Origin of the sequence: Microbacterium sp. P26, from assembly GCF_023712585.1 — a bacterium.
Classification (GTDB): Bacteria; Actinomycetota; Actinomycetes; order Actinomycetales; family Microbacteriaceae; genus Microbacterium; species Microbacterium algihabitans_A.
This window is the reverse complement of sequence record NZ_JAMAXZ010000003.1, coordinates 26548-51394: the sequence shown is the minus strand read 5'-3', so window position 1 is coordinate 51394 and position 24847 is coordinate 26548. Positions and strand designations below refer to the sequence as shown.

At 70.1% G+C, this 24847-nt stretch carries 23 protein-coding genes; 5 read left to right on the top strand and 18 right to left on the bottom strand.

The features are described 5' to 3' along the window. Positions 1–114: 114 nt before the first annotated feature. Genes M3667_RS06695 through M3667_RS06685 form a run of 3 tightly spaced genes read right to left on the bottom strand, consistent with a single transcriptional unit; the run spans position 115 to position 3888 of the window. Positions 115–1221: a branched-chain amino acid aminotransferase gene (locus tag M3667_RS06695; RefSeq protein WP_251506630.1), complete on the bottom strand. Its 1107-nt coding sequence runs from the start codon at positions 1219–1221 to the stop codon at positions 115–117. A gap of 54 nt (positions 1222–1275) precedes the next feature. After that, a complete protein-coding gene (locus M3667_RS06690; protein ID WP_251506629.1) occupies positions 1276–2325 on the bottom strand; it encodes a 3-isopropylmalate dehydrogenase in 1050 nt (349 codons plus the stop codon). 24 nt (positions 2326–2349) lie between these two features. After that, a complete protein-coding gene (locus M3667_RS06685) occupies positions 2350–3888 on the bottom strand; it encodes an MFS transporter (protein WP_251506628.1) in 1539 nt (512 codons plus the stop codon). Positions 3889–3969: 81 nt separating this feature from the next. On the opposite strand from M3667_RS06685, the gene M3667_RS06680 reads away from it, so the two are divergent. Beyond that, positions 3970–4512 (top strand): TetR/AcrR family transcriptional regulator, encoded by a 543-nt coding sequence (locus tag M3667_RS06680; RefSeq protein ID WP_144834830.1) that lies wholly within the window; start codon positions 3970–3972, stop codon positions 4510–4512. A 119-nt stretch (positions 4513–4631) separates the two neighbouring features. Here M3667_RS06680 and serA read toward each other — a convergent pair whose 3' ends face one another. From serA to otsA, 9 genes are all read right to left on the bottom strand, one after another. Next, on the bottom strand, positions 4632–6236 hold the full coding sequence (gene serA, locus M3667_RS06675; RefSeq protein ID WP_251506627.1) for a phosphoglycerate dehydrogenase: 1605 nt from the start codon (positions 6234–6236) through the stop codon (positions 4632–4634). Between the two features lie 362 nt (positions 6237–6598). After that, positions 6599–6937, bottom strand: coding sequence for a bacitracin resistance protein (locus M3667_RS06670; protein WP_251506625.1), 339 nt, complete (start codon positions 6935–6937; stop codon positions 6599–6601). Further along, entirely contained in the window at positions 6934–7509 is a 576-nt protein-coding gene (locus tag M3667_RS06665; protein ID WP_251506624.1) for a DNA polymerase III subunit gamma/tau, read from the bottom strand. The genes M3667_RS06670 and M3667_RS06665 overlap by 4 nt, the downstream gene beginning before the upstream one ends. Positions 7510–7652: 143 nt before the next feature. Continuing rightward, on the bottom strand, positions 7653–8678 hold the full coding sequence (gene ilvC / locus M3667_RS06660; RefSeq protein WP_144834822.1) for a ketol-acid reductoisomerase: 1026 nt from the start codon (positions 8676–8678) through the stop codon (positions 7653–7655). A gap of 111 nt (positions 8679–8789) precedes the next feature. Next, a complete protein-coding gene (gene ilvN / locus M3667_RS06655) occupies positions 8790–9299 on the bottom strand; it encodes an acetolactate synthase small subunit (RefSeq protein ID WP_251506623.1) in 510 nt (169 codons plus the stop codon). 1 nt (position 9300) lies between these two features. Beyond that, complete coding sequence (locus tag M3667_RS06650) at positions 9301–11109, bottom strand: acetolactate synthase large subunit (RefSeq protein ID WP_251506620.1); 1809 nt, start codon at positions 11107–11109, stop codon at positions 9301–9303. 46 nt (positions 11110–11155) lie between these two features. Next, positions 11156–12874, bottom strand: coding sequence for a dihydroxy-acid dehydratase (gene ilvD / locus M3667_RS06645; RefSeq protein WP_056230630.1), 1719 nt, complete (start codon positions 12872–12874; stop codon positions 11156–11158). A 73-nt stretch (positions 12875–12947) separates the two neighbouring features. Next, positions 12948–13727, bottom strand: coding sequence for a trehalose-phosphatase (otsB, locus tag M3667_RS06640; RefSeq protein WP_251506619.1), 780 nt, complete (start codon positions 13725–13727; stop codon positions 12948–12950). Positions 13728–13776: 49 nt separating this feature from the next. Then, entirely contained in the window at positions 13777–15264 is a 1488-nt protein-coding gene (gene otsA / locus M3667_RS06635; RefSeq protein WP_251506612.1) for an alpha,alpha-trehalose-phosphate synthase (UDP-forming), read from the bottom strand. A 154-nt stretch (positions 15265–15418) separates the two neighbouring features. On the opposite strand from otsA, the gene M3667_RS06630 reads away from it, so the two are divergent. Then, the gene (locus tag M3667_RS06630) at positions 15419–15673 is read left to right on the top strand and encodes a hypothetical protein (protein ID WP_251506610.1); all 255 of its coding nucleotides are present in this window, start codon (positions 15419–15421) and stop codon (positions 15671–15673) included. Positions 15674–15743: 70 nt separating this feature from the next. On the opposite strand, the gene M3667_RS06625 is transcribed toward M3667_RS06630, so the two are convergent. The 3 genes from M3667_RS06625 to M3667_RS06615 form a co-directional block, all read right to left on the bottom strand. Beyond that, positions 15744–16931 (bottom strand): acetyl-CoA C-acetyltransferase, encoded by a 1188-nt coding sequence (locus tag M3667_RS06625; RefSeq protein WP_251506607.1) that lies wholly within the window; start codon positions 16929–16931, stop codon positions 15744–15746. Further along, positions 16928–17581 (bottom strand): CoA transferase subunit B, encoded by a 654-nt coding sequence (locus M3667_RS06620; RefSeq protein ID WP_251506605.1) that lies wholly within the window; start codon positions 17579–17581, stop codon positions 16928–16930. Before M3667_RS06620 ends, M3667_RS06625 begins: the two co-directional genes overlap by 4 nt. Before the next feature lie 87 nt (positions 17582–17668). Beyond that, positions 17669–18442, bottom strand: coding sequence for a CoA transferase subunit A (locus tag M3667_RS06615; protein WP_251506604.1), 774 nt, complete (start codon positions 18440–18442; stop codon positions 17669–17671). Between the two features lie 208 nt (positions 18443–18650). Here M3667_RS06615 and M3667_RS06610 point away from each other — a divergent pair, with 208 nt between their 5' ends. From M3667_RS06610 to M3667_RS06600, 3 genes are all read left to right on the top strand, one after another. Further along, positions 18651–19394, top strand: a complete 744-nt coding sequence (locus tag M3667_RS06610; RefSeq protein WP_251507516.1) for an IclR family transcriptional regulator — start codon at positions 18651–18653, stop codon at positions 19392–19394. 81 nt (positions 19395–19475) lie between these two features. Then, positions 19476–19994, top strand: a complete 519-nt coding sequence (locus M3667_RS06605; protein WP_251506602.1) for a MarR family winged helix-turn-helix transcriptional regulator — start codon at positions 19476–19478, stop codon at positions 19992–19994. Further along, positions 19991–21238, top strand: coding sequence for an MFS transporter (locus M3667_RS06600; protein ID WP_251506601.1), 1248 nt, complete (start codon positions 19991–19993; stop codon positions 21236–21238). Before M3667_RS06605 ends, M3667_RS06600 begins: the two co-directional genes overlap by 4 nt. Positions 21239–21243: 5 nt before the next feature. Here the strand turns inward: M3667_RS06600 and M3667_RS06595 are convergent, their stop codons facing one another. The 3 genes from M3667_RS06595 to M3667_RS06585 form a co-directional block, all read right to left on the bottom strand. Next, on the bottom strand, positions 21244–22134 hold the full coding sequence (locus M3667_RS06595; RefSeq protein WP_251506599.1) for an alpha/beta fold hydrolase: 891 nt from the start codon (positions 22132–22134) through the stop codon (positions 21244–21246). A gap of 52 nt (positions 22135–22186) precedes the next feature. Then, complete coding sequence (locus M3667_RS06590; protein WP_251506597.1) at positions 22187–22723, bottom strand: NUDIX domain-containing protein; 537 nt, start codon at positions 22721–22723, stop codon at positions 22187–22189. 191 nt (positions 22724–22914) lie between these two features. Next, positions 22915–24822 carry a carboxypeptidase-like regulatory domain-containing protein gene (locus M3667_RS06585; RefSeq protein WP_251506595.1) on the bottom strand — a complete coding sequence of 636 codons (1908 nt, stop codon included), beginning with the start codon at positions 24820–24822 and terminating at the stop codon, positions 22915–22917. Positions 24823–24847 lie beyond the last annotated feature (25 nt).

Sequence of the window (24847 nt, the reverse complement as noted above, 5' to 3'; positions counted from 1 at the left end):
GGACCCCGCCTCCCCTCGACCCCACGGCGGGAGGGGGGCTGAGCCTGTCGAGCCCCCGAACACACGACGGAGGGGCCCCCGGCATCCGGGAACCCCTCCGTGAGACGACGCGGGTCAGGCGTCGAGGCGGTACAGCCAGCCGTGCTTGTCTTCGGCGCGGCCGTACTGGATGTTCGTGAGCTCTTCGCGCAGTTCGAGCGCGAGGGTGCCCGTGGGCTGCTCATCGATGAAGTCGCGGCCCTTGAGCACGCCGATCGGGGTCACGACCGCAGCGGTGCCGCACGCGAACACCTCGACGATGTCTCCGGATGCCACGCCCTGGCGCCACTCGTCGAGCGAGACGTTGCGTCCTTCGACGTGGTGGCCACGGTCGCGGGCGAGCTGCAGGAGCGAGTCGCGCGTGATGCCCTCGAGGATCGAGTCGGACTGCGGGGTGACGATCGTGCCGTCTTTGTAGACGAACACGACGTTCATGCCGCCGAGCTCTTCGACGTTGCGGTCCTGGTCGAGGAACACGACCTGGTCGCACTCGTTCTCGTACGCCTCGGACTGCGGCAGCAGGCTCGCGGCGTAGTTGCCGCCGGTCTTGGCCGCACCCGTACCGCCCTTGCCGGCGCGCGAGTAGTCCTCGCTGAGCCAGATCGACACCGGCTGCACGCCGCCCTTGAAGTAGGCGCCGGCGGGGCTGGCGATCAGGTAGTAGGCGACCTTGTGCGCGGGGCGGACGCCCAGGAACGCCTCTTTCGCGAACATGAACGGGCGCAGGTACAGGCTCTGGTCGTCACCCGACGGCACCCACGCACCGTCGACGGCGATGAGCTCGCGCAGCGACTGCAAGAAGTACGGCACGGGCAGCTCGGGAAGCGCCAGGCGACGGGCCGAGCGCTGCAGGCGGCGGCCGTTCTGGTCGGGGCGGAAGGTGTGGACCGAGCCGTCGGCGTGACGGTAGGCCTTGATGCCCTCGAAGATCTCCTGGCCGTAGTGCAGCACGGCGGCCGCCGGGTCGAGCGAGATGGGGCCGTAGGGCGAGACGCGCGGGCGGTGCCAGCCGCCGCGCACCGACCAGCAGATGTCGACCATGTGGTCGGTGAAGCTCTGCCCGAAGCCGGGGTTGGCGAGGATCGCGTCGCGGTCGGTCGTGCTCTTGGCCGCGAGGTTGCGCGTGACGGAGAACTCGAGCGGGTCGAGTCCGGTGTCGGGATCGGTGTCGATGGTGGTCATTCGTTTTCCAAAGCTTCTCGAGTGCCGGAGGCGATGCTCGCCGATCGGTCCAGGTTACGCCTGGACGCGTTCGGCGATGGCGTCGCCGATCTGAGCGGTGGTGCGGACCCCGTCGCGGCTCGCGATGTCGTCTTCGACCGCGCGGGTGACGCGGGCGGATTCGTCGGTCAGCCCGAGGTGGTCGAGCAGGAGGGCGACGGAGAGGATCGCGGCCGTGGGGTCGGCCTTCTGGGTTCCCGCGATGTCGGGCGCCGATCCGTGCACGGGCTCGAACATCGAGGGGAAAGCGCCGTCGGGGTTGATGTTGCCCGATGCGGCGAGGCCGATGCCTCCGGTGACGGCGCCGGCCAGGTCGGTGAGGATGTCGCCGAAGAGGTTGTCGGTGACGATCACGTCGAAGCGGCTCGGGTTCGTGACCAGGAAGATGGTTGCCGCGTCGACGTGCAGGTAGTCTACGTCGACCCCGGGGAACTCCCCCGCCACGGCATCGACGATGCGCTTCCACATGCCGCCCGCGTGGACGAGCACGTTCGTCTTGTGCACGAGCGTCAGCTTGCGGCGGCGGCGCTCCGCGAGGGCGAAGGCGTAGCGCACGACGCGCTCGACGCCGTAGGCGGTGTTGACCGATGTCTCGTTGGCGACCTCGTGCGCGGTGCCGCGGCGGATCGAACCGCCGTTGCCGACGTACGGGCCTTCGGTGCCTTCGCGCACCACGACGAAGTCGATGTCGCCGGGCTCTGCCAGCGGACCCGCAGCCCCGGGGTACAGCTTCGAGGGACGCAGGTTGACGTAGTGATCGAGTTCGAAGCGGAGCTTGAGCAGGAGGCCGCGCTCGATGTTCGCGTCTTTCAGGCGCGGGTCGCCGGGCACTCCGCCGACGGCGCCCAGCAGGATCGCGTCGTGGCCGGCAATCGCCGAGAGGTCGTCGTCGGTCAGGGTGTCGCCGGTCTCGAGGTAGCGACCGGCACCGAGCGAGAAGGGCGTCTTCTCGAACGTGACGCCGGAGGCGGCGGTGACCGCATCGAGTACCTTGACGGCCTCTGCGACGACCTCGGGACCGATTCCGTCACCGGGGATGACGGCCAGTTTCACGACACGCGACATCGCTCTCCTCAGAGCTCGGGCACGTCACTGCTTCGACGTGCTGCGGGATCCTCCCAGGGTAGTGGCAGCGATCACGCCGGCCACGACGATGAGTCCGGCACCGATGAGGGCGGTGACGACGACACCGGAGTCGAAGGCGTGCGCAGCGGCGGTGCGGAGGGCCTCGGCCAGCGTCGGATCGTCGAGCGTGTTCGACACCGCCACGGCGCCCGCGAGGGTCTCGCGCGCGGCCTGGGCCGCGGCATCCGGCAGCCCCGCGGGGAGCACCAGCTGCGCCCGGTAGAACGCGGCCAGGATGCCGCCGAGCACCGCCGTCCCGAGCACGGCACCCACCTCGTAGGCGGTCTCGGACACGGCGCTCGCGGCGCCGGCCTTCGCCGACGGCGCGCTCGAGAGGATCAGCTCGTTCGACACCGTCTCGGCCGCGCCGATGCCGATGCCGAGCAGGCCGAACGCCACGATCAGCAGGACGAGGTCGGCGGTCGAGAACGCCACCATCACGTAGGCGACGACCGAGAACGCCAGCGCCGTGGGCACGACGACCCGCGGAGCGAAGCGCTTGGCGACGGGGACGACGGCGAGACCGGCGACGATCATGAGCACGAGCCCGGGCAGCAGCGCGAGACCGGCGACCATCGGCGACAGGCCGACCACCAACTGCAGGTGCTGCGCGACGAAGTACAGGAACCCCACGAGCCCGACCACGCTCAACAGGTTGACCAGGATCGCACCCGAGAAGGTGCCGCGCCGGAACAGCGACATGTCGAGCATCGGGGAGGTGAGGGCGCGCTGACGGCGGACGAACAGCCAGCCGAACACGATGCCGACGACGAACAGCACCGGAGCCAGCGACATCGGACCATCGACGGCGAGCTTCTTGATGCCGTAGACGATCGGGACCATCGTCGCGAGCGAGAGCACCACACTGGTCGGGTCGAAGCGACCCGGCGCGGGGTCGCGGCTCTCGGGCACGAAGAACGGCGCGAGGATCAGCAACGGCACGAGCACCGGCACGGCCATGAGGAAGACCGAGCCCCACGAGAAGTGCTCGAGCAGGAATCCGCCGACGATCGGGCCGAGGGCCGCACCGGCGGAGAAGCCCGAGGCCCACACCGCGATCGCGAACCGGCGCTGATCGCGGTCGCGGAAGATGCTGCGCAGGAGCGACAGCGTCGACGGCATGAGCATCGCCCCGAATACGCCCATGAGGGCGCGACCGGTGATGAGCAGAGCCGCGGTGGGCGCGAAGGCGGACAGCGCCGACACCACGGCGAACCCGGTGGCGCCGATGAGCAGCATGCGGCGGCGCCCGAAGCGGTCGCCCAGGACACCCATCGTGACGAGGAGACCGGCGAGCACGAGCGGGTAGACGTCGATGATCCACAGCTGCTCGATGCTCGAGGGCTGCAGCGCCACCGAGATCTCGGGCAGAGCGAAGCTGAGCACCGTGTTGTCGACGGAGACGAGCAGCACGGGCAGCATGAGCACGGCCAGCGCGAACCATCCGCGCCAGCCGGCGCGGGTCACGGTGATCTCATGGGTGGGCAACGACGAGGTGAGCATGTCTTCGAGTTCCGTTTCTAAACCGTCTAGCCGGTATAGTATCAGAGGAGAACAGACGCCCGCCAGTACGATCGAGGAACCATGAGTCGTCCCCCTCTCGCCCGCGACGCCGTCCTCGACGCGTTCACCCGCATCCTCGTCGACGAGGGCGAACGGGCGGCGACGATGGACGCCACGGCCCGCGCCGCCGGCGTGTCGAAGGGCGGACTGCTCTATCACTTCGGTTCCAAGAGCGCCCTCGAAGAGGCCCTCGTCGCCCGCCTCGAGCAGCTCGCTCGCGACGACGTCGCCGAGATCGAGAACTCCGACGAGGGCGTGGTCGCCGCGCACCTGAGGTCGTCGCAGAACACCGGCTCGCCGCTCGACGTCACGATCCTCGCGGTCTCGCGCCTCGCGCAGAACGGCAGCGACGCGGCATCCGCGTGCCTGCGCCGCGTGCGTGAGCTGTGGGAAGAGAGCCTCCGCGCGCACACCCGCGACGAGACCGCACTCCAGATGGTGCTGCTGGTCAGCGACGGCCTGTACTTCAACGCGGTGCTCGACCTCAACGCCGTGCCGGGCCCGACCATCGAGGGTGCGGATCTCGACAAGCTCATCGACGCCGTCGTCGCCGCCACCACCTGAGACAGCCGCGGGCCACAACCGCAATCCCGGCTCGTCCGGCCGCGCAGCGCCAGGGCCCGCCCGGCGAACGACGAAGGGGGCCGCTCTCGCGACCCCCTCCCCCGGTACAGCTCAGGGCATCAGCTCTCGACGATGTCGATCTGGCGGAACAGATCCGCGCCGACGGCCTCGCGCATCGCGACGAGGATCTCTTCGGGCACGGGCGAGTCGACCGTGAGCACCGAGAGGGCACGGCCGGTGGCATCCGGAGCCGCCACCTGCAGACCCGCGATGTTGATGCCGGCTTCACCCAGCTTCTGGCCGTAGATCGCCACGATGCCGGGGCGGTCGGCGTACCGCATGACGACGTGGTGCTGCTCGATGGGCACCTCGATCTCGTAGCCGTTGATCGAGACGACCTTGGGCACCATGCGCGTGCCGGCGAGCGTGCCCGCGACCTCGAGGGTCGAGCCGTCGGCCAGCGTGCCGCGCAGGATCGTGATGTTGCGGTACAGCGGGCTCTCGGCCTCGACGACCAGGCGGGCCTCGACGCCGCGCTGCTCGGCGAAGAGCGGGGCGTTGACGTACGAGACGCTCTCGCTGACGATGCGGCTGAAATAGCCCTTTAGCGCGGCGAGGCGGTAGACGCTGACGTCGTACTGCGCGAGCTCGCCGCGCACCTCGATCTCGAGGCTGGTCAGGGCGCTGTCGGCGAGGCCGCTGAAGAACTGACCGAGCATCTCGACCAGCGCGATACCGGGGCGCACGAACGGGTCGATCGCACCGCCGGCGACGTTCACGGCATCCGGAACGAGATCGCCCTCGAGGGCGAGCTTGACGCTGCGCGCGACCGAGACGCCCGCCTTCTCCTGCGCCTCTTCAGTGCTGGCGCCGAGGTGCGGGGTGACGACGACGTTCGGCAGGTCGAGCAGCTTGCGGGCGGGGCCGCCTTCGGCGGGAGGCTCGGTCGAGAACACGTCGAGGCCGGCGCCGGCGATCTCACCGGTGGTGAGGGCGTCGAAGAGCGCCTCTTCGTCGATCAGGCCACCGCGGGCGACGTTGATGACGTAGGCGGTCTTCTTCATGCGGCGCAGCTGCTCGGCGCCGATCATGCCGGTCGTCTCGGGCGTCTTCGGCATGTGGATCGTGACGAAGTCGCTCTGCTCGAGCAGTTCGTCGAGCGACACCAGCTGCACGCCGAGCTGCTGCGCGCGGGCGGCGGTGACGTAGGGGTCGTACGCGATCACGCGCATGTCGAAGCCCTGCAGGCGCGCGGCGATGAGGGCGCCGATGCGGCCGAGGCCGATGATGCCGATCGTCTTCTCGAACAGCTCGGTTCCGGTGAACGAGCTGCGCTTCCACAGGCCCTGGGCGAGCGAGGCGTGCGCGGCGGGGATGCGGCGCGCGAGGCTCAGCACGTGACCGACGGTGAGCTCGGCCGCCGAGATGATGTTGGAGGTCGGGGCGTTGACGACCATGACGCCGGCCGAGGTGGCCGACTTGATGTCGACGTTGTCGAGGCCGACACCGGCGCGGGCGACGACCTTGAGCGACGGCGCCGCGGCGAGGGCCTCGGCGTCGATCTGGGTGGCCGAGCGCACGAGCACCGCGTGGGCGTCGGCGAGGGCCGACAGCAGCGCGGGGCGATCGGTCCCGTCGACGTTGCGCACGTCGAAGTCGGGGCCGAGCGCGTCGATCGTGGCGGGAGAGAGTTCTTCGGCGATGAGCACGACGGGCTTCGTCACGGATACGTCCTTCGAAACGGTGCTGGGGACTGACGCGCACCGTCGCACACCGCCGGCGCGAACCGGGCGCGCGACCCGTGCGGGCCGTCTGTCAGCCTAGCGCGGAGCCGTGTGGCGCCCCGACCGTGTGACGCCCCGCGACGGCGCTCAGGCGCACACGGCAACTCGTCCGAGCAATGCGGAGCCGGGCAGACCTCGCGCCGACACCCGCCGGGCGTGCGAACACCGCGAGACTGCATCTCGCTGACGAACCCGCGTCAGCCTGACGCACGGATGTCAGCGAGATGCAGTCTCGCGGTCGCAGGGGTGCCAGACCGACCCGGCCGAGAAGAACGCGATCCCGGATGCCGGGACCCCGGCGTTCAGCCGCCGTAGAGGCCGTACGAGGTGGTGCCGTACCCGACGATCGCGAGCCAGAACGCGGCCGACAGCGTCAGGCCCGCGAGCAGCACGATCGCAAGCTCTCCGGCCTTGCGACGTTGCCCGATCGCGAACGAGACGCCGAAGGCGGCGAGGGGGAAGACGATCGGGAGGATGTAGACGAACCACCCGAGACCGTTGAGTCCGAGCGGACCGTTCACCTGCTGGATCAGCAGCGCGACCGAGCTCCACACCACGTAGGCGTAGAACAGGCCGAAGAAGCCGGCGATCGTGACGAGCAGCCACGTCGGAAGGACACGGGTGCGGGCGACGGTGCTCACAAGAAGGCTCCCAACGACAGGAACGGCCACGGGATGAGCAGGACGATCCCGAGCAGCAGCAGCAGGAACCGCTGCCAGGTGCGCCAGCTGCGCGTGAGCACGAGGACCGTGACGAACCACACGAGAGGGGCGAGACCGGCGCCGATGGTCAGCGCGACGATCGTGACCTGGGGAACAGGGAGTCCGAGGTCGACGAGGCGGAACCCGGCGAGCAGCCAGCCCACGGCGAACAGGATGAAGGCCATCGCGATCATCCCGATGCCCACGAGACCGACGTTGCCGAGGGGAGCCGACGGCCCCGCGTGCGCCTCTTCTGCGTCGGGTGCGGGATCGACGAGCGTTTCCGGATGCCGAGCGGCCGGCGTGGACTCCGAGGCTGCCGGTTGCAGCGGCTCGGGCTGCAGCGGCTCGGGCTCGAGCGGCTCGGGCTGCAGCGCCTCAGGCGCTGAGGCTCCGGACGCTGCAGGACGGGCTGCGCTCCCCCGGCCGGGCACGTGCTTCTCGCCGACGTCGAGCGTCGGGTCGTCGTCACCGCCCCACGAGAGGGCGTCGTCATCGCGCGGAGTGCTCACGCGACCACGCTAGCGCGGCTCCCCCGCCGCTTCGTCGCGCCCCGCCGGTCGCGGGAGGGCACGGCATCCGGAACCCCGAGACGCCGCGGAAACGCCGAATGCCCCGGGGCCAGAGGCACCCGGGGCATTCGAGACGACGAGACTCAGCGCGCTGCGGAGCCCTCGACGTAGTCGGTGTCCTGCTGCTTCCACGCGAAGAGGCCGCGCAACTCCTTGCCGGTCGCCTCGATGGGGTGACCCTGCTCCTTCTCGCGGAGCTCGAGGAACTCGGGGGCGCCCTTGTCCTGGTCGGCGATGAAGCGCTCGGCGAAGGCACCCGACTGGATGTCGCTGAGGACGGCCTTCATGCTGGCCTTGACGTCGGACGAGATGACGCGGGGGCCCGAGACGTAGTCGCCGTACTCGGCCGTGTCGGAGATCGACCAGCGCTGCTTGGCGATGCCGCCCTCCCACATGAGGTCGACGATGAGCTTGAGCTCGTGCAGCACCTCGAAGTACGCGATCTGCGGCTGGTAGCCCGCCTCGACGAGGGTCTCGAAGCCGGCCTGCACGAGGTGGCTCATGCCACCGCAGAGCACGGCCTGCTCGCCGAACAGGTCGGTCTCGGTCTCTTCGGTGAAGGTCGTCTTGATGACGCCGGCGCGGGTGCCGCCGATGGCCTTCGCGTACGAGAGGGCGGTGTCCCAGGCCGAGCCCGAGGCGTCGCTCTCGACGGCGATGATGTCGGGGATGCCGCGGCCCGCGACGTACTCGCGACGCACGGTGTGACCGGGGGCCTTGGGGGCGACGAGGATCACGTCGACACCCTCGGGGGCGTCGATGTAGCCGAAGCGGATGTTGAAGCCGTGCGCGAAGGCGAGCGTCTTGCCCTCGGTGAGCTTGTCTTTGATCGAGTCGGCGAAGATCGAGCGCTGGTGCTGGTCGGGCGCCAGGATCATGATGAGGTCGGCCCACTCCGCGGCGTCGGCGACGTTCTTGACCTCGAAGCCGTCTTCCTGCGCCTTGGCGGCCGACTTGGAGCCGTCCTTGAGCGCGATGACGACCTGAACGCCCGAGTCGCGCAGGTTCTGCGCGTGGGCGTGACCCTGCGAGCCGTAGCCGACGATCGCGACCTTCTTGCCCTGGATGATCGAGAGGTCGGCGTCGTCGTCGTAGAAGATCTCTGCCATGAGGATGTTTCTCCTTGTGTGAGGTCCCCGAGCTTGTCGAAGGGACCGGGGGTTTGGGATGTGAAGTTCTCGGGGTGTCGGGCCCTTCGACAGGCTCAGGGACCGACGGGTTCAGCTGCGCAGGACGCGCTCGGTGATGCTCTTGCCGCCGCGACCGACGGCGAGCAGGCCCGACTGCGCGAGCTCCTTCACGCCGAACGGCTCGATCGCCTTCAAGAAGGCGGCGACCTTGCCCGAGTCGCCGGTGATCTCGATCACGATGGCGTCGGGGGCGTAGTCGACGACCGACGCGCGGAAGAGGTTGACGACCTCGAGCACGTTGGAGCGGCTCGCGTTGTCGGCGCGCACCTTCACGAGCACGTGCTCGCGCTGCACGGAGCTGGCGGCGTCGAGCTCGACGATCTTGATGACGTTGATGAGCTTGTTCAGCTGCTTGGTCACCTGCTCGAGCGGCAGACCCTCGACGTCGACGACCACCGTGATGCGCGACAGACCCGGCACCTCGGTGACGCCCACGGCGAGCGATTCGATGTTGAAGCCGCGACGGGCGAACAGGCCCGCGACGCGGGTCAGCAGACCCGGCTTGTCCTCGACGAGGAGGCTCAGAACGTGACGAGACATCTCAGTCCTCCTGCTCGTTGAAGGCGGGCGAGTGGTCGCGCGCGTACTGGACGTAGCTGTTGCTGACGCCCTGCGGCACCATCGGCCACACCATCGCGTCGGCGCTCACGACGAAGTCGATCACGACCGGGCGGTCGTTCGTGTCGAGGGCGAGCTGGATCGCCGCGTCGATCTCGTCTTCCTTCTCGACGCGGATCGCCAGGCATCCGTAGGCCTCGGCGAGCTTCACGAAGTCGGGGATGCGACGCGTGCCGTGTCCGGTGTTCAGGTCGGTGTTGGAGTGGCGGCCGTCGAAGAACAGCGTCTGCCACTGGCGCACCATGCCCAGCGAGGAGTTGTTGATGATCGCGACCTTGATCGGGATGTCGTTGATGACGCAGGTCGCGAGCTCCTGGTTGGTCATCTGGAAGCAGCCGTCGCCGTCGATCGCCCAGACGGCGCGCTCGGGCTGTGCCACCTTGGCGCCCATGGCCGCCGGAACGGCGTAGCCCATGGTGCCGGCACCGCCGGAGTTGAGCCACGCGTTCGGGCGCTCGTACTTGATGAACTGCGCCGCCCACATCTGGTGCTGGCCCACACCCGAGGCGTAGACGCCCTCGGGACCGGTCATCTCGCCGATGCGCTGGATGACGTACTGCGGCGAGAGCAGCCCGTCGGTGGTCGGCGTGTAGCCGAGCGGGAACTCCTCGCGGAGGCCGTTCAGGTAGGTCCACCACTCCGTGTAGTCGTGCGGGTTCTCGGCGTCGGCGGCGCGGAAGGCGGCGTCGAGGTCGACGAGCACCTCCTTGAGGTCGCCCACGATCGGCACGTCGGCCGTGCGGATCTTCGAGATCTCGGCGGGGTCGATGTCGACGTGCACCACCTGCGCGTTCGGGGCGAACAGCGCCGCCTTGCCGGTCACGCGGTCGTCGAAGCGGGCGCCGAGCGAGACGATCAGGTCGCTCTCCTGCAGGGCGAGGACCGCGGGCACGGTGCCGTGCATGCCGGGCATGCCGAGGTGCTGCTCGTGCGAGTCGGGGAACGCACCGCGGGCCATCAGCGTCGTGACCACCGGGGCACCGGTCGCCTCGGCCAGCACCTTCAGCTCGGCCGCGGCGTTGGCGCGGATCGTGCCGCCACCCACGTACAGCACGGGCTTCTTCGCGGTGGCCAGCAGCTGGGCCGCGGCCTGAATCTGCTTGCCGTGCGCCTTGGTGACGGGCCGGTAGCCGGGCAACTCGATCTTGGGCGGCCAGACGAACGGCGCTTCGGCCTGCTGAGCGTCTTTGGTGATGTCGACGAGCACGGGGCCGGGGCGCCCGGTCGAGGCGATCTCGAAGGCCGCGGCGATCGCGCCGGGGATCTCGTCGGCCGACTTCACCAGGAACGAGTGCTTGGTGATCGGCATGGTGATGCCGACGATGTCGGCCTCCTGGAAGGCGTCCGTTCCCATGAGGGTCGAGAACACCTGGCCGGTGATGCAGACCAGCGGCACCGAGTCCATGTAGGCGTCGGCGATCGCGGTGACGAGGTTGGTCGCGCCGGGGCCCGACGTCGCGATGGCGACGCCGACCTTGCCCGAGGCGGCGGCGTAGCCCTCGGCCGCGTGACCGGCGCCCTGCTCGTGACGCACGAGGATGTGGCGCACGTGCTCGTCGTCCATGAGCGGGTCGTAGACGGGCATGATCGCTCCGCCCGGCAGACCGAACACGTCGGTGACGCCGAGCAGGTCGAGCGAGCGGACGACCGCCTGCGCACCCGTCATCACGGGCGCGGCGGCGGCGCGGGCGGGCGGCCGGGGAATGGCTGCCGTGGAGGAATCGATGGACATGGGAGTACCTCGAGAACCGGGAGAAAGGTGAGAAGGGGGACGGCCGTCAGCCCGTGACAGCGCCCTCGGCGGCGGAGTGCACGAGCTTGGAGTACTTGGCCAGAACGCCACGGGTATAGCGCGGGGGAAGCGGTTCCCAGCCTTCGCGGCGGGAACTCAGCTCGGCGTCATCGACGATCAAGTCGAGAGTGCGAGCGGCGATATCGACCCGTATCAGATCACCATCGCGCACGAAGGCGATGGGACCTGCGTCCACCGCTTCGGGAGCTATGTGGCCGATGCACAGGCCGGTTGTGCCGCCTGAGAATCGTCCGTCCGTCAACAGTAGTACATCTTTTCCGAGGCCCGCGCCCTTGATGGCCGCGGTGATCGCGAGCATCTCGCGCATGCCGGGACCACCCTTGGGGCCCTCGTAGCGGATGACCACGACGTCGCCGGCGGCGATCTCGCCCGCCTCGAGGGCGTCCATCGCCCCGCGCTCGCGCTCGAACACGCGGGCCGGACCCTCGAAGACGTTTCCGTCGAAGCCGGCCGACTTAACGACGGCACCCTCGGGGGCCATCGAGCCGTGCAGGATCGTGATGCCGCCGGTGGCGTGGATCGGGTCGTTGAACGAGTGGATGACCTTGCCGTCGACCGGGTCGGGGTTCAGGTCGGCGAGGTTCTCGGCGAGGGTCTTGCCCGTGACGGTGAGCGCGTCGCCGTGCAGCAGGCCCTCGTCGAGCATGGCCTTCATGATCACCGGGATGCCGCCGTGGCGGTCGACGTCGTTCATCACGTACTGGCCGAAAGGCTTCATGTCGGCCACGTGGGGCGTCCGGTCGCCGATGCGGTTGAAGTCGTGGAGGTTCAGCTCAACCTCGGCCTCGTTCGCGATGGCGAGCAGGTGCAGCACGACGTTGGTCGAGCCGCCGAGCGCCATGGCGAGGGCGATGGCGTTCTCGAACGCCTCTTTGGTGAGGATGTCGCGCGTGGTGATGCCCTGACGCAGCAGATTGACCACGGCCTCGCCCGAGCGGTGCGCGAAGTAGTCGCGGCGACGGTCGGCCGAGGGCGGGGCGGCGGAGCCGGGGAGGCTGAGGCCGAGGGCCTCGGCGACGGATGCCATGGTGTTGGCGGTGTACATGCCACCGCAGGCGCCCTCCCCGGGGGCGATCGCGCACTCGATGCGCTTGAGGTCGGCCTCGCTCATCTTGCCGGCGAGGCACGCGCCCACGGCCTCGAACGAGTCGATGATCGTGACGTCTTTCTCGGTGCCGTCGCTGAGCTTGACCCAGCCCGGGGCGATGGAGCCGGCGTACAGGAAGACGCTCGAGAGGTCGAGGCGCGCGGATGCCATGAGCATGCCGGGGATCGACTTGTCGCAGCCGGCGAGCAGCACGGAGCCGTCGAGGCGCTCGGCCATCATCACGGTCTCGACGCTGTCGGCGATGACCTCGCGCGACACGAGCGAGAAGTGCATGCCCTCGTGGCCCATCGAGATGCCGTCGGAGACGGAGATGGTGCCGAACTGCAGCGGGTAGCCGCCGCCGGCGTGCACGCCCTCTTTCGCGCCCTGCGCGAGGCGGTCGAGGCTGAGGTTGCAGGGGGTGATCTCGTTCCAGCTCGACGCGATGCCGATCTGGGGCTTGTCCCAGTCCTCGTCACCCATGCCGACGGCGCGGAGCATTCCGCGCGACGTGGTGGCTTCGATGCCATCGGTGACGACGCGACTGCGGGGCTTGATGTCGAATTCGCCGGTGTTCGGATTCTGCGGTGCGGGCATTCTCGAAGTCTATTGCGCGGGTACGACACCCGATGCGCCGCAGACCCGTGAACGCTCGATCAATCGGCGCGCGCTAAGAGATGTGGGCGCTCCGTAGCCGTGACACGTTCTCGAGCACCTCGACGAACGCGTCGATGTCGGGCACCCGCAGCGTCGCGGCGGTCTCTCCCCCGCCGATGCGCACGCCGAGGTCGCCCGGGCCGAGCGAGCCGAGGGCGTCTTCGTCGGTGACGTCGTCGCCCGCGAAGAGCACCGAGGTCGCGGCGACGCGGTCGCGCAGGTGCGCGACGGCGGAGTCCTTGCCCTCGTGGCGGAACGAGAACTCGAGGATGTCGTGCCCGGTGCGACGCCGCCACGACGGCGCCTCGGCCGCGAGCAGCTCGTCGGCCCTCTGCTGCGCGGCGGTCGAGGCCGCGGCATCCGCCGTGCGGGTGTGGATGCCGAGACCGAACTGCTTCGGCTCCACGCGCACCCCCGCCAGGTCGGCGACGGCGTCACGGATCTCGGCGGTCAGCCTGTCGCGCAGGGCGAGCTCGTCGGCGTCGTCGGTCGACTCCCCCGCGCCTGTGCCGGGCTCCCACGACTCCGCGCCGTGCGAGCCCATGAGCCACCAGGGCGACGAGTCGTCGTGCTCGGCGATCTCGCGCAGGTCGGCGAGCGTGCGGCCCGACACCAGCGCGACGGTGGTGCGCGGCAGGGCGGCCAGAGCATCGAGCGCCGCGCGCGCTCCCGGAGTCATCCGCGCCGACATCGGCTCGTCGACCAGCGGCGAAAGGGTGCCGTCGAAGTCGAGCGCGATCAGCAGGGTGTCGGTCGTGGCGACGGCCTCGATCGTGGCGTCGGCGGCGGTCACGCGGCATCCACCCCCCTGCTCGTGTTCGGGGCGTTCACGAGTGCGGCGGTCATCCGGCGTCCGTCTCGTCGATGGGCTCGCGCTCGGGCGTCGAGCCGTCGTCGTCGCGGGTGATCTCTTCGGCGGCGGCGCGCGACGACTTCTCGTGGAACACCGAGAGCGCCTCGAGGAAGTCCTGCGACCAGTCCTCGACGTCGTGGTCACGCACGCGCTTGCGCAGCGCCCGCATGCGACGCCCCTGCTCGGCGGCGGGCATGTCGATCGCCCGCATGATCTGGTCTTTCAGACCGTCGATGTCGTGCGGGTTGATGAGCAGCGCGCTGCCCATCTCGTCGGCGGCGCCGGCGAACTCGCTCAGCACGAGAACGCCGCGGTTGTCGATGCGGCTGGCCACGTACTCCTTCGCCACGAGGTTCATGCCGTCGCGCAGGGCGGTGACCAGCATGACGTCGGCGGCGAGGAAGAGGGCGACCATCTCCTCGCGCGGATACGACTGGTGCAGGTAGCGAATCGCGGTGTGCGTGGTCGTGTCGTAATCGCCGTTGATGCGACCGACGGTCATCTCGATCTCGTCGCGCAACTGCACGTACGCTTCGACGCGTTCGCGGCTGGGGCTGGCGACCTGCACGAGGGTCGCGTCCTCGACGCTCGCGCGTCCGTCCTCGAGCAGTTCGCCCCAGGCCTTCAGGCGGTGGCGGATGCCCTTGGTGTAGTCGAGGCGGTCGACACCGAGCAGGATCTTGCGCGGGTTTCCGAGTCCCTCGCGGATCTCCTTGGCGCGCTGCTGGATCTCGGGCTTCTGCGCGAGCTCGATGTACGACTCGGCGTCGATCGAGATCGGGAACGCCTTCGCCAGGGCGACGCGGGTGCCGCCCTCGGCATCCGGAACGAGGATGCCGCTGGCCTTGGTCTCGTAGCGCAGCTGGCGGCGCACCGCGCGGGCGAAGTTGCCGGCATCCGCCACCCGTTGGAAACCGATGACGTCGGCGCCGAGCAGTCCCTCGAGCACCTGCTTGCGCCACGGGAGCTGCGCGTACAGCCCGTAGGCGGGGAACGGGATGTGGTGGAAGTAGCCGATCGTGAGGTCGGGGCGCATCTCGCGGAGCATCTTCGGCACCAGCTGCAGCTGGTAGTCCTGCACCCACACGATTCCGCTGTCGGCGGTCACGTCGGCGGCGGCCTGGGCGAAGCGCTGGTTGACCTTGACGTAGGCGTCCCACCAGGCGCGCTTGTACGTGGGCTCGGCGATCACGTCGTGGTACAGCGGCCAGATCGTGTCGTTCGAGAAGCCCTCATAGTACAGCTGCACATCGGAGGCCGACAGGGTCACCGGAACGAGATGGGTGCCGTCGAAGTCGAAGGGCTCGACGGTGACGTCGGCCTGCCCGGCCCACCCCACCCACGCGCCCTCGGCGCTGCGCATGACGGGTTCGAGAGCGGTGACGAGACCGCCCGGTGAGCGTCTCCACCCCTCGCCGTCGGGGGTGCGATCGACGGGCAGGCGGTTGGCGACGACGACGAAATCGGCCTGGGTCACAGGTCCTCCTCGGGGGATCGTTCTCAGGCTAACAGCGGGCCCGATCCGCGCACGGGGGTGGACGGGATGCGATAGGTGCGTTCTCGAACGCGGGCGTGCGGCACTCCGCTGTCAAGGTGCGGCGCCGGATCACGCCTGTCGATAGGTTGGGCGCATGCGGCAGTACATCTTCGGAACCGGTCTTCTCAGCGCCATCACCGGCGGCGTCACGCTCTTGCGCGGCCTCAAGAACGACGAGCCGTTCACGTGGCGCACCGCGCTGGCGTGGCTGAGCTGGGGAATCACCCTCGCCCTCGCCGTCGGCGCCGTGGTCGACACCCGTCGCGCACGCCGCGGCCGGGTCATCGCGGGCGACTCCCCCGTCCAGAAGAAGCAGAGCAAGCTGCTGAAGAAGCGCCTCGCGCGCTGAGCGTTCCCCACCTTCTGTTTCCGGATGCCGCGGCCTCGAGGTCGCGGCATCCGTTCGTTTCGGGCCGGCCCTAGCGGGTGAGGATCAACGCGTCGCCCTGACCGCCGCCGCCGCACAGCGCCACCGCGGCCGTGCCGCCGCCGCGACGCACCAGCTCGTGCACCGCGTGGACGACGAGCCGGTTGCCCGACGCGCCGATGGGGTGACCGATCGCGATGCCGCCACCGTGCGGGTTGACGACCTCGTCGGAGACGCCGAGCTCGGCCTGCGACCGCGCGACCACGGCCCCGAAGGCCTCGTTGATCTCGATGAGGTCGAGACCGGATGCTGCGATGCCCTGCTTCTCGAGCGCCTTCGCGATCGCGCGGGCGGGCTGGGCGTGCAGGGAGTTGTCGGGGCCGGCGACCTGACCCGACGCACCGACCACGGCGAGGACGTCCCAGCCGCGCTCGTCGGCGATCGCGCGGGTGGTGACGACCACCGCCGAGGCGCCGTCGGAGATCTGCGAGGCGTTGCCCGCGGTGATCGAGCCGCCCTCGGCGAAGGCGGGACGCAGCTTCGCGAGCGTCTCGACCGTCGTGTCGGCGCGGATGCCCTCATCGGCGGTGACGACGACCGGGTCGCCCTTCCGCTGCGGGATCGACACCGGCACGATCTCCGCGTCGAAGATCCCCTCCGTCTGCGCGGCTGCGGCGCGCTGGTGGGAGCGGGCGGCCACGGCGTCCTGGTCTTCGCGCGTGACCTCGTACCGGGCGTTCGCGCGCTCGGTCGAGGCGCCCATGCTCTCGCGGTCGTAGGCGTCGGTGAGGCCGTCGTACGCCATGTGGTCGAGCACCTCGACGGAACCGTAGGAGTAGCCGTCGCGCGAGTTCATCAGCAGGTGCGGGGCGCGGGTCATCGACTCCATGCCCGCGGCGACGACGACCGTCGCATCGCCGAGGCGCAGCATGCGCGCGGCGTCGATGATCGCGGTGAGGCCCGACAGGCACACCTTGTTGATGGTGGCGCTGTGCACGTCCCACCCGATGTCCGCTTCGATCGCGGCCTGGCGCGCGGCGTTCTGCCCTGCTCCGGCCTGAAGAACCTGCCCCACGAGCACGGCGTCGACGGCATCGGCCGCAATACCGCCGCGCTCGAGCGCCCCGCGAATGGCGGCAGCGCCCAGCTGCACGGCGGTGAGCGGGGCGAGCTGCCCCTTCAGGCGGCCCTGCGGGGTGCGGGCGGCGGCGACGATGACGACGTCGTTCTGTGCGCTCATGCGTGCTGCTCCTCAGCGAGTCGGACGGTCAAGGCGGGCTCGGTGGCGGCCCGCACCTCATCGACGCTCACCCCGGGGGCGAGCTCGACGAGCACAAGGCCATCCTCCGTCACATCGATCACGGCGAGGTCGGTGATGATGCGGTCGACGACGCCGCGGCCGGTGAGCGGCAGCGAACACTCGTCGACGATCTTCGGCGAGCCGTGTCGGGCGACGTGCTCCATCAGCACGATCACGCGGGCGGCGCCGTGGACGAGGTCCATCGCCCCGCCGGGGCCCTTCACCATCTTTCCGGGGATCATCCAGTTGGCCAGGTCTCCGGATGCCGACACCTGCATCGCCCCGAGGATGGCGGCGTCGATCTTGCCGCCGCGGATCATCCCGAAGCTCAGGGCCGAGTCGAAGAACGCCGACCCCGGGAGAGTGGTCACGGTCTCTTTACCGGCGTTGATGAGGTCGGCATCCACCGCGTCTTCGGTCGGGTAGGGACCGACGCCGAGGATGCCGTTCTCGGACTGCAGCACGACCGTCACCCCGTCGGGCACGTAGTTCGGGACCAGGGTGGGCAGGCCGATGCCGAGGTTGACGTAGGCGCCGTCGGCGAGCTCGCGAGCGGCGCGGGCCGCCATCTCGGTGCGGGACAGGGGCATGTCAGTTCTCCTCCGTAACGGTCAGGGTCGGTGCGGGCAGAAGTCCCTGAGCCTGTCGAAGGGACCGGGGGCCGCAGCTGTTCACCATCACTGGTCTCCCTCCCGAACAGTGCGCTTCTCGATGCGCTTCGGAATGTCGGGCCCGACCTCGACGATCCTGTGCACGTACACGCCGGGAAGGTGCACGGCATCCGGGTCGAGCTCTCCGGGTTCGACGAGGTGCTCGACCTGCACGATGCAGGTGCGTCCGGCCATGGCGGCGAGGGGGTTGAAGGCCCGCGCGGCCTTGCGGAAGACGAGGTTGCCGTGACGGTCGCCCTTGTAGGCATGCACGAGCGAGAAGTCGGTGGTGATGGCTTCTTCGAGCACGAACTCGCGTTGCTCGCCGTCCACGTCGAAGGTGCGCACGTCTTTCACCGGGGATGCCACGGCGATGCCGCCGGCGCCGTCGTAGCGACGCGGCAGGCCGCCCTCGGCGACCTGGGTGCCCACACCGGTCTGCGTGTAGAAGGCCGCGATGCCCGAGCCGCCGGCCCGCAGCTTCTCGGCGAGGGTTCCCTGCGGGGTGAGCTCGAGTTCGAGTTCGCCGGAAAGGAACTGCCGCTCGAACTCCTTGTTCTCTCCGACGTACGACGAGGTCATCTTGCGGATGCGACCGGCCCCGAGCAGAATGCCGAGCCCCCAGTCGTCGACGCCACAGTTGTTCGAGACGACCGAGAGGTCGCGGGTCCCCTGGGCGAGCAGCGCCTCGATCAAGGCGATGGGGTTGCCCGAGAGGCCGAACCCGCCGACGGCGAGAGACGCCCCGTCGGGAATGTCGGCGACGGCCTCGGCGGCTGAGGCGACGGTCTTGTCGATCACGCGAACTCCTTCGTAGCGGCGTCCCTCCACCTTGGGATGCCGCCGGATGCGGCCGCGAGCCGCTTCTTGTCATGTGGATGCCGCGGGGCGTAGCGTCCACATCGTGGACACTCCGAAACTTAGCGTCGACGTCGCCGCGGCAGGCGCCCCCCACGCCGCGCCCGGATCTGCGCGGAAGACGGGGACCGCCGTTCCCGGAGCCCAGGCCATCGCGCGCGCGGCGCACCTGCTGCGCCTGGTGACGGCGGCGGGTGGCACCGGCGCCTCGGTCGGTGACCTCGCCCAGGACGCCGACCTGACTCGCCCGACCGCGCATCGCCTGCTCAGCGCCCTGCGCGCCGAGGGTCTCGTCGACCGCGACGATGGGACCGGGCACTGGCTCCCGGGGCCCGAGCTGTACCTGATGGGCAGCGTCGCGGCATCCCGATTCGACATCACGGCGACCGCGCGCGACATCGTGCGCTCGCTCGCCGTGCGCACTGAGGAGAGCGCATTCCTCTCGGTGCGGCGCGGCGACGAGACCGTCTGCCTCGTGCGCGAGGACGGCAGCTTCCCCATCCGCTCGTTCGTGCTCTCGGAGGGCGTGAGGTTCCCCCTCGGCGTCGCGTCGGCGGGGCTGGCGATCCTCGCGTTCCTCCCGCCCCAGGATGTGGACGCCTACCTCGAGCGCCACCCGGAGCTCGCCGAGCGCTGGGGCGCCTCTCACTCCCCCGCGCGACTGCGCACGCGCATCGCCGACACGCAGGCCCGGGGCTACGCGGTGAACCCCGGCCTGATCGTCGAGGGCAGCTGGGGCGTGGGCGCCGCCGTCTTCACGCGCACCGGCGACCCGCAGTGGGCGCTGAGCCTGACGGGGGTCGAGTTCCGCTTCGGCGGTGAGCGACTCGCCGAACTCGGGCGGATCCTTCTGGCGCACGCGCACCAGCTGTCGACGCGGATCGCCGCGCGGTAGTCGCAGCGCGCCAGACCACCGTCGCACGCGGCATCCCCGATTTAGATACCAACGGTATATAACAGGGATATACTTTTGGGTATGACCCGTGACGACGACCTCCAGCGCCTGCTGCTCGCGGTGCACGCGCTCACGCGTGTGGCCGCTCTCGACACGAATTCCGACGCGCCGGCGGCGCAGTGGCGCACGCTGACCTTGCTCCGCGACCACGGCCCGCAGCGCCTGGGCGACCTCGCGACGCTGAGCCGTGTCACGCAGCCGGGCATGACCCGGCTGATCCGGCAGATGGATGCCGCGGGGCTCGTCTCGCGCCGCAGTCACCCGGCCGACTCCCGCGTCAGCGTGGTGGCAGCGACTGAGGACGGTCTCGACGCCCTCGAGCGGTGGTACGAGCTCTTCCGCTCCGCTCTCGCGCCGCACGTGGCCGACCTGTCTGACGCGGAGTGGGAGGCCGTGCGCATCTCGGCCTCGGCCCTGTCGCGGCAGGTCGGGATGGTGCCCGTCGGGTCGAACGATTTCACCGAGAACCCGAACGACGGTGCGCTCGCCTCGCGCGGCGCCGCACGTCGTTCCGAAGAAGAAAGGGAGGTGGTCCGGTGAGTGCCGGTACCGCAGCTAACCCGGCCGAGAAGGCCCCCAGCGTCTGGAAACAGCCCGCACAAGTCTGGGCGGTCGCCTTCGCGTCGGTCGTGGCGTTCATGGGCATCGGGCTCGTCGACCCGATCCTCCCCGCGATCGCCGATTCGCTGCAGGCGAGCCCGGTGCAGACCGAACTGCTCTTCACGAGCTACCTCGTCGTGACCGGCCTCGCGATGCTCATCACCAGCTGGATCTCGAGCCGCATCGGCGCGAAGGCCACTCTGCTGGTCGGCCTCGGGCTGATCGTCGTGTTCGCGCTGTTCTGCGCGCTGAGCGGCAGCGTCGACGCCGTCATCGGCTTCCGCGCCGGGTGGGGTCTGGGCAACGCCCTGTTCATCTCGACGGCTCTGGCAACCATCGTCGGTGCGGCCTCGGGCGGCACATCGTCGGCCATCATCCTGTACGAGGCGGCTCTGGGTCTCGGCATCGCCGTGGGTCCGCTGCTGGGCGGCGTGCTCGGTGAGGTCAGCTGGCGCGGGCCGTTCTTCGGCGTCGTCGTGCTCATGGCGATCGCGTTCATCGCGGTGGCGGTTCTGCTCCGCGGACCGAAGCCCGCGCGTACGCCCCTTCCCTTCAGCGCCCCGTTCCGCGCGCTGGGTCGCCCGGCGCTGGCAATCCTCGCCGCGACCGCTCTGTTCTACAACATCGGCTTCTTCACCCTGCTCGCGTTCTCGCCGTTCCCCCTCGGCTTCGGGGCGATGGGCATCGGCCTGACGTTCTTCGGCTGGGGTGTGGGCCTGGCGATCACGAGCGTGTGGGTCGCGCCCCTGCTGCTGCGTCGGCTGCGGCTGACCACCGTGCTGCTGATCGCCCTTCCCCTGCTCGCGATCGACCTCGTGGTCGCCGCCTTGACGGTGGCCTCGGCCACGGCTCTCGTCGTGTGCATCATTGTGGGCGGTCTCGTGCTGGGTGTGGTCAACACCGCCCTCACCGAGGCCGTCATGGAGGCCACCGACCTGCCGCGCTCGGTCGCGTCGTCGGCGTACTCGGCCGTGCGATTCCTCGGTGGAGCCGTCGCTCCGCCGCTCGCCGCGTGGCTGTGGCACGCCTACGGCGCCGACGTGCCGTACTTCATGGCCGCCGCCTCGGTGTTCATCGCCGCCGCCTGCATCCTGTTCGGCCGCCGCCTGCTGGCCCACGTCGACGGCTCGCACCCCGACGCCGCAGACGAGGGTGCCGCCGTGCTGGTCGGAGACGCCGCGTAACGACATCACTCCCCCGCGAGGACTTCTCGCACCACGGCCTGCGCGCCGGGTGCCGACATGACGATCGAGTAGTGATCGACATCCGGCACCCGGCGCGTCGCCGTCAGAAGGGGGAACCGGGCGCGGATGCCATCGAGGTCGGGATACAGCGGCGGCACCTCGGCGAGCAGTCCCCGCTCGGCCGCGACTAGTCGGGTCGGGCGGCGCAAGCGTTCGAGAGCCACGGCGATCGCCTCGCCGGCGTTCTGATCGAGGGAGTCGCCTTCGACCGTGGCGAACGTCGTCGCCGGGCGCAGCGCGGGGGGCTGCCCGACCAGGTCGTAGGCGAAGTAGGCGTCGAGCAGGGGATCTTCCCGGCCGACGAACGCCGGATGCGCCCGCCAGAAGTCTCGGTACGCGCCCTCGCTGTCGAACCGCAGGTCGAGCCGAGCGGCGGTCGGGCCGAGCACGTGACGCACCGCCTCTCGCGGCTCCATGCCGGGCGGCAGGTTCAGAGGCAGACCGCCGTCCACGAGGACGATCCGCTCTACCCGCTCGGGGTGACGGTCGCCGAGCACGGCGGACACGAACGCCCCCATCGAGTGCCCAACGACGACCGCCCTCTCGACGTCGAGGGCGTCGAGCACCGCGGCCAGGTCGTCGGCGTGCTGCGCCAACCCCGTCCGTCTCGCCGAGGCCGTGCTGCGGCCCCGCCCGCGCAGATCGGGGGCGATCAACCGTGCCGAGCTCTGTTGTGCGACCCATGCCCACGCCAGGTGCGACGCGGTGACGCCGTGCACGAGCAGCCACGGGGTGCCCTCGGCATCCGGATGCCATTCGCCGACGCGCAGGGCCCCCTCTTCGACCGCGAGGTCATGCGTGACGTACGTGACGGGCGAGGCATTCTCGATCGGCATGGCGACATGGTGGCACGGGGGTCCGACATCGGGCTCCGTCCGTGCGCTCGGCTCAACGAGCGGCGCGTTTCCCCATGTCCGCTACCCGCTCCTCGAGCGTCTCCCAGAGCTGTTCGAAGCGCGCGTTCCACGGCGTCGCGAACCCGCCGTCCTCCCACCGACGCCGCACGACGTCGAGAGTGACCCACTCCGACTCGAGGACTTCTTCCGGGTCCGGCACCGGCACGGGCTCCCCGTCGACGCGTGCGACCCACAGGTCGAAGAGCGCCCGCTCCTCGATCACACGCCCGACCAGCACGAGGTCGTCGCGGCCGACCCGCATCCCGGTCTCTTCGGCGAGCTCGCGGACCGCACCGGTCCGGCTCGTCTCACCGCGCAGGGCGCTCCCGGCCGGGAACTCCCACGCGAGCGGGTAATCCTTGCCCGCGGCCCGTCGACTCATCAGCACCCGGCCGGTCGACGACACCAGACAGACGGATGCCACGATGTGGAACGACCCGGCCGGCACCGGGCCGTCACCGCGCCGGTGAAGGGTGCCCGTGGGCGTGCCCTGAATGTCGGTCACGTCCCACATCTCGTCGTCGGCCATGCCGCTCCCCTCGTTCGGATCGCTCGCTGACGATCGTCCTCTTCATCATGCCGACCGCGCCATGCAAGCCGAAGGGATTGCGCTTCGTCCTCCGCTGACGCTCGACCCGACGCGGGAGGCGCCCCCGCTTGGCGTGAGAACCGCAACGGCGAGACCACGCCCGCACCGCCTCAGCGGCGCCCGCCGTTCCCTCAGGTACGCCGCTTTGCACGCCCTTGCGCGACGAAGTGGATCAGTGCGCCGAGCACCGCGAGGGTCACCCCGCCCCAGAGGCCGAACACCGTGCTCTGAGCGCCAGTCGACGCGAGCGAAGAGCCGGGTGAGCCCGCGTGGCCCGCGCCCCCGGTGCCGGGCGGCGATGCTGCGGGTCCCGGCGCGATCGCCGTGGGAGTCGGGTCGGATCCGGGATCGCCGCCCGCGCCCGGCCCCTGCGAGGGACCGCTCGTCGGAGTGCCGCCGGGGTCGGGCGTGGCCGTCGGCCCCGGCGTTGCGGTGGGTTCCGGCGTCGCTGTCGGGCTCGGCGTCACGGTCGGGCTCGGCGTCACGGTCGGGGCGGGCGTAGCGGTCGGCGTCACCGTCGGGCTCGGCGTAGCGGTCGGCGTCACCGTCGGGCTTGGCGTTGCGGTCGGGCTCGGCGTAGCGGTCGGCGTCACCGTCGGGCTCGGCGTAGCGGTGGGCGTCGGCGTAGCGGTCGGCGTCGGCGTAGCAGTGGGCGTCGGCGTAGCGGTCGGCGTCGGCGTAGCGGTCGGCGTCGGCGTAGCGGTCGGCGTCGGCGTAGCGGTCGGCGTCGGCGAAGCGGTCGGCGTCGGCGTAGCGGTCGGCGTCGGCGTAGCGGTCGGCGTCGGCGACGGACTCGGCGCGACGACCGAGATGGGGTCGACCGTCGCGGCGGCGCAACCCACGGTCACGGAGCGTGACGGCGGCGTGACCTCGGCTCCGTCTGCCGCGTCGACGGTGATCTCGTACTCACCCGGAACCGTGTTCGCGAAGGCGTACGTCCCATTCGCACCCGTCGTGGTCTGCGCGGCGACGCCGTCTCCGGTGAGACGAACGGTGCGGCCCGCGACGAGGTCGCTCGGGCCGGTCACCGTGCCCGAGACGTCGAACGACGCGGTGGCGGTGAGATCCGCTGACCCGGGCACGGTGACGTCGCCTTCGGCGGTCGAGACGACGACACCCGGCGGGACGGTCGCCGATGCCGCGCGCAGCACGTAGTCGTCGCGCGTCACCAAGGGATCGAATGCGAAAGTTCCGGTCGACGCCACCACTGTCGTGGCCACGATGTCGCCGTCCACGACGAGCTCGACCGCTCCCGGGAGCGCGCCGTCGCAGTTGGCGAGGATCGTGCCCTCCACGCGGTCGGCGAGAGTGGCGAACCACACCTGGAGCGCCGGGATCCCCCTCTTCCAGGCAGACGTCACCGTCAGCGATGACAGTTCTGCCGTGGGCATGAGCCAGAGAGCCTCGCCGGTGGTGTTGCAGCGGTCGGCGTCGGTCGGGCAGGCGAGATCGGCAACGGTCACGGTCGTTCCGTCGTCGCTGACGGTGGGGATCACGTTGCCGGATGCCGGCAGGCCCGAGCAGGTCGAGGGGCGCGGCGACGCATCGCAGTAGTTGTAGGCGTCCTGCAGCCCCAGCTCCGCGACGGTGGCGGCACGCGCTCCGACGGTTCCGCTGATGGTGACGGTCTCGGCGTCGATGTCGCCGAGATTGATCCCCCAGGTGCCGGAGGGCGCCGGCTCGTCGAAGACGAACGTGGTCGTCGATGGAGATGCTGCGTTGTTCGCGGCCGGGGCGACGGAGATGTACGGACGCCCCTGGCTCTGGCCGAACTCGTCGGCGAAGGGCGTACCTGTCGGGAGCCACGACGAAGTGCCGCCCGATACGTCGAGCGTTCGAGAGTCGGAGACGAACGACGTCGCCGGGAACCCGGTGGGCAGATCGACCGACCCGGAGAAGGCGTTGGACGAGCCGGTGACGTTCCATGAGGCGTAACCGTCACCCGGCGCCGCGACCGCGACCGAGGTCGTCCCGAGCGCCAAGACCAGTCCCGCGACCCCGGCGAAACTCAGAATTCGCCCTGACGTGCTCCGCTTCATGAGGCCCCCACCTGATCGACGTCCT

Coding starts and splice junctions, on each gene's coding strand:
- M3667_RS06695 (WP_251506630.1), bottom strand. CDS start 1,221: ATGACCACCATCGACACCGATCCCGACACCGGACTCGACCCGCTCGAG.
- M3667_RS06690 (WP_251506629.1), bottom strand. CDS start 2,325: ATGTCGCGTGTCGTGAAACTGGCCGTCATCCCCGGTGACGGAATCGGT.
- M3667_RS06685 (WP_251506628.1), bottom strand. CDS start 3,888: ATGCTCACCTCGTCGTTGCCCACCCATGAGATCACCGTGACCCGCGCC.
- M3667_RS06680 (WP_144834830.1), top strand. CDS start 3,970: ATGAGTCGTCCCCCTCTCGCCCGCGACGCCGTCCTCGACGCGTTCACC.
- ilvC (WP_144834822.1), bottom strand. CDS start 8,678: ATGGCAGAGATCTTCTACGACGACGACGCCGACCTCTCGATCATCCAG.
- ilvN (WP_251506623.1), bottom strand. CDS start 9,299: ATGTCTCGTCACGTTCTGAGCCTCCTCGTCGAGGACAAGCCGGGTCTG.
- M3667_RS06650 (WP_251506620.1), bottom strand. CDS start 11,109: ATGTCCATCGATTCCTCCACGGCAGCCATTCCCCGGCCGCCCGCCCGC.
- ilvD (WP_056230630.1), bottom strand. CDS start 12,874: ATGCCCGCACCGCAGAATCCGAACACCGGCGAATTCGACATCAAGCCC.
- M3667_RS06630 (WP_251506610.1), top strand. CDS start 15,419: ATGCGGCAGTACATCTTCGGAACCGGTCTTCTCAGCGCCATCACCGGC.
- M3667_RS06625 (WP_251506607.1), bottom strand. CDS start 16,931: ATGAGCGCACAGAACGACGTCGTCATCGTCGCCGCCGCCCGCACCCCG.
- M3667_RS06620 (WP_251506605.1), bottom strand. CDS start 17,581: ATGCCCCTGTCCCGCACCGAGATGGCGGCCCGCGCCGCTCGCGAGCTC.
- M3667_RS06605 (WP_251506602.1), top strand. CDS start 19,476: ATGACCCGTGACGACGACCTCCAGCGCCTGCTGCTCGCGGTGCACGCG.
- M3667_RS06595 (WP_251506599.1), bottom strand. CDS start 22,134: ATGCCGATCGAGAATGCCTCGCCCGTCACGTACGTCACGCATGACCTC.
- M3667_RS06590 (WP_251506597.1), bottom strand. CDS start 22,723: ATGGCCGACGACGAGATGTGGGACGTGACCGACATTCAGGGCACGCCC.
- M3667_RS06585 (WP_251506595.1), bottom strand. CDS start 24,822: ATGAAGCGGAGCACGTCAGGGCGAATTCTGAGTTTCGCCGGGGTCGCG.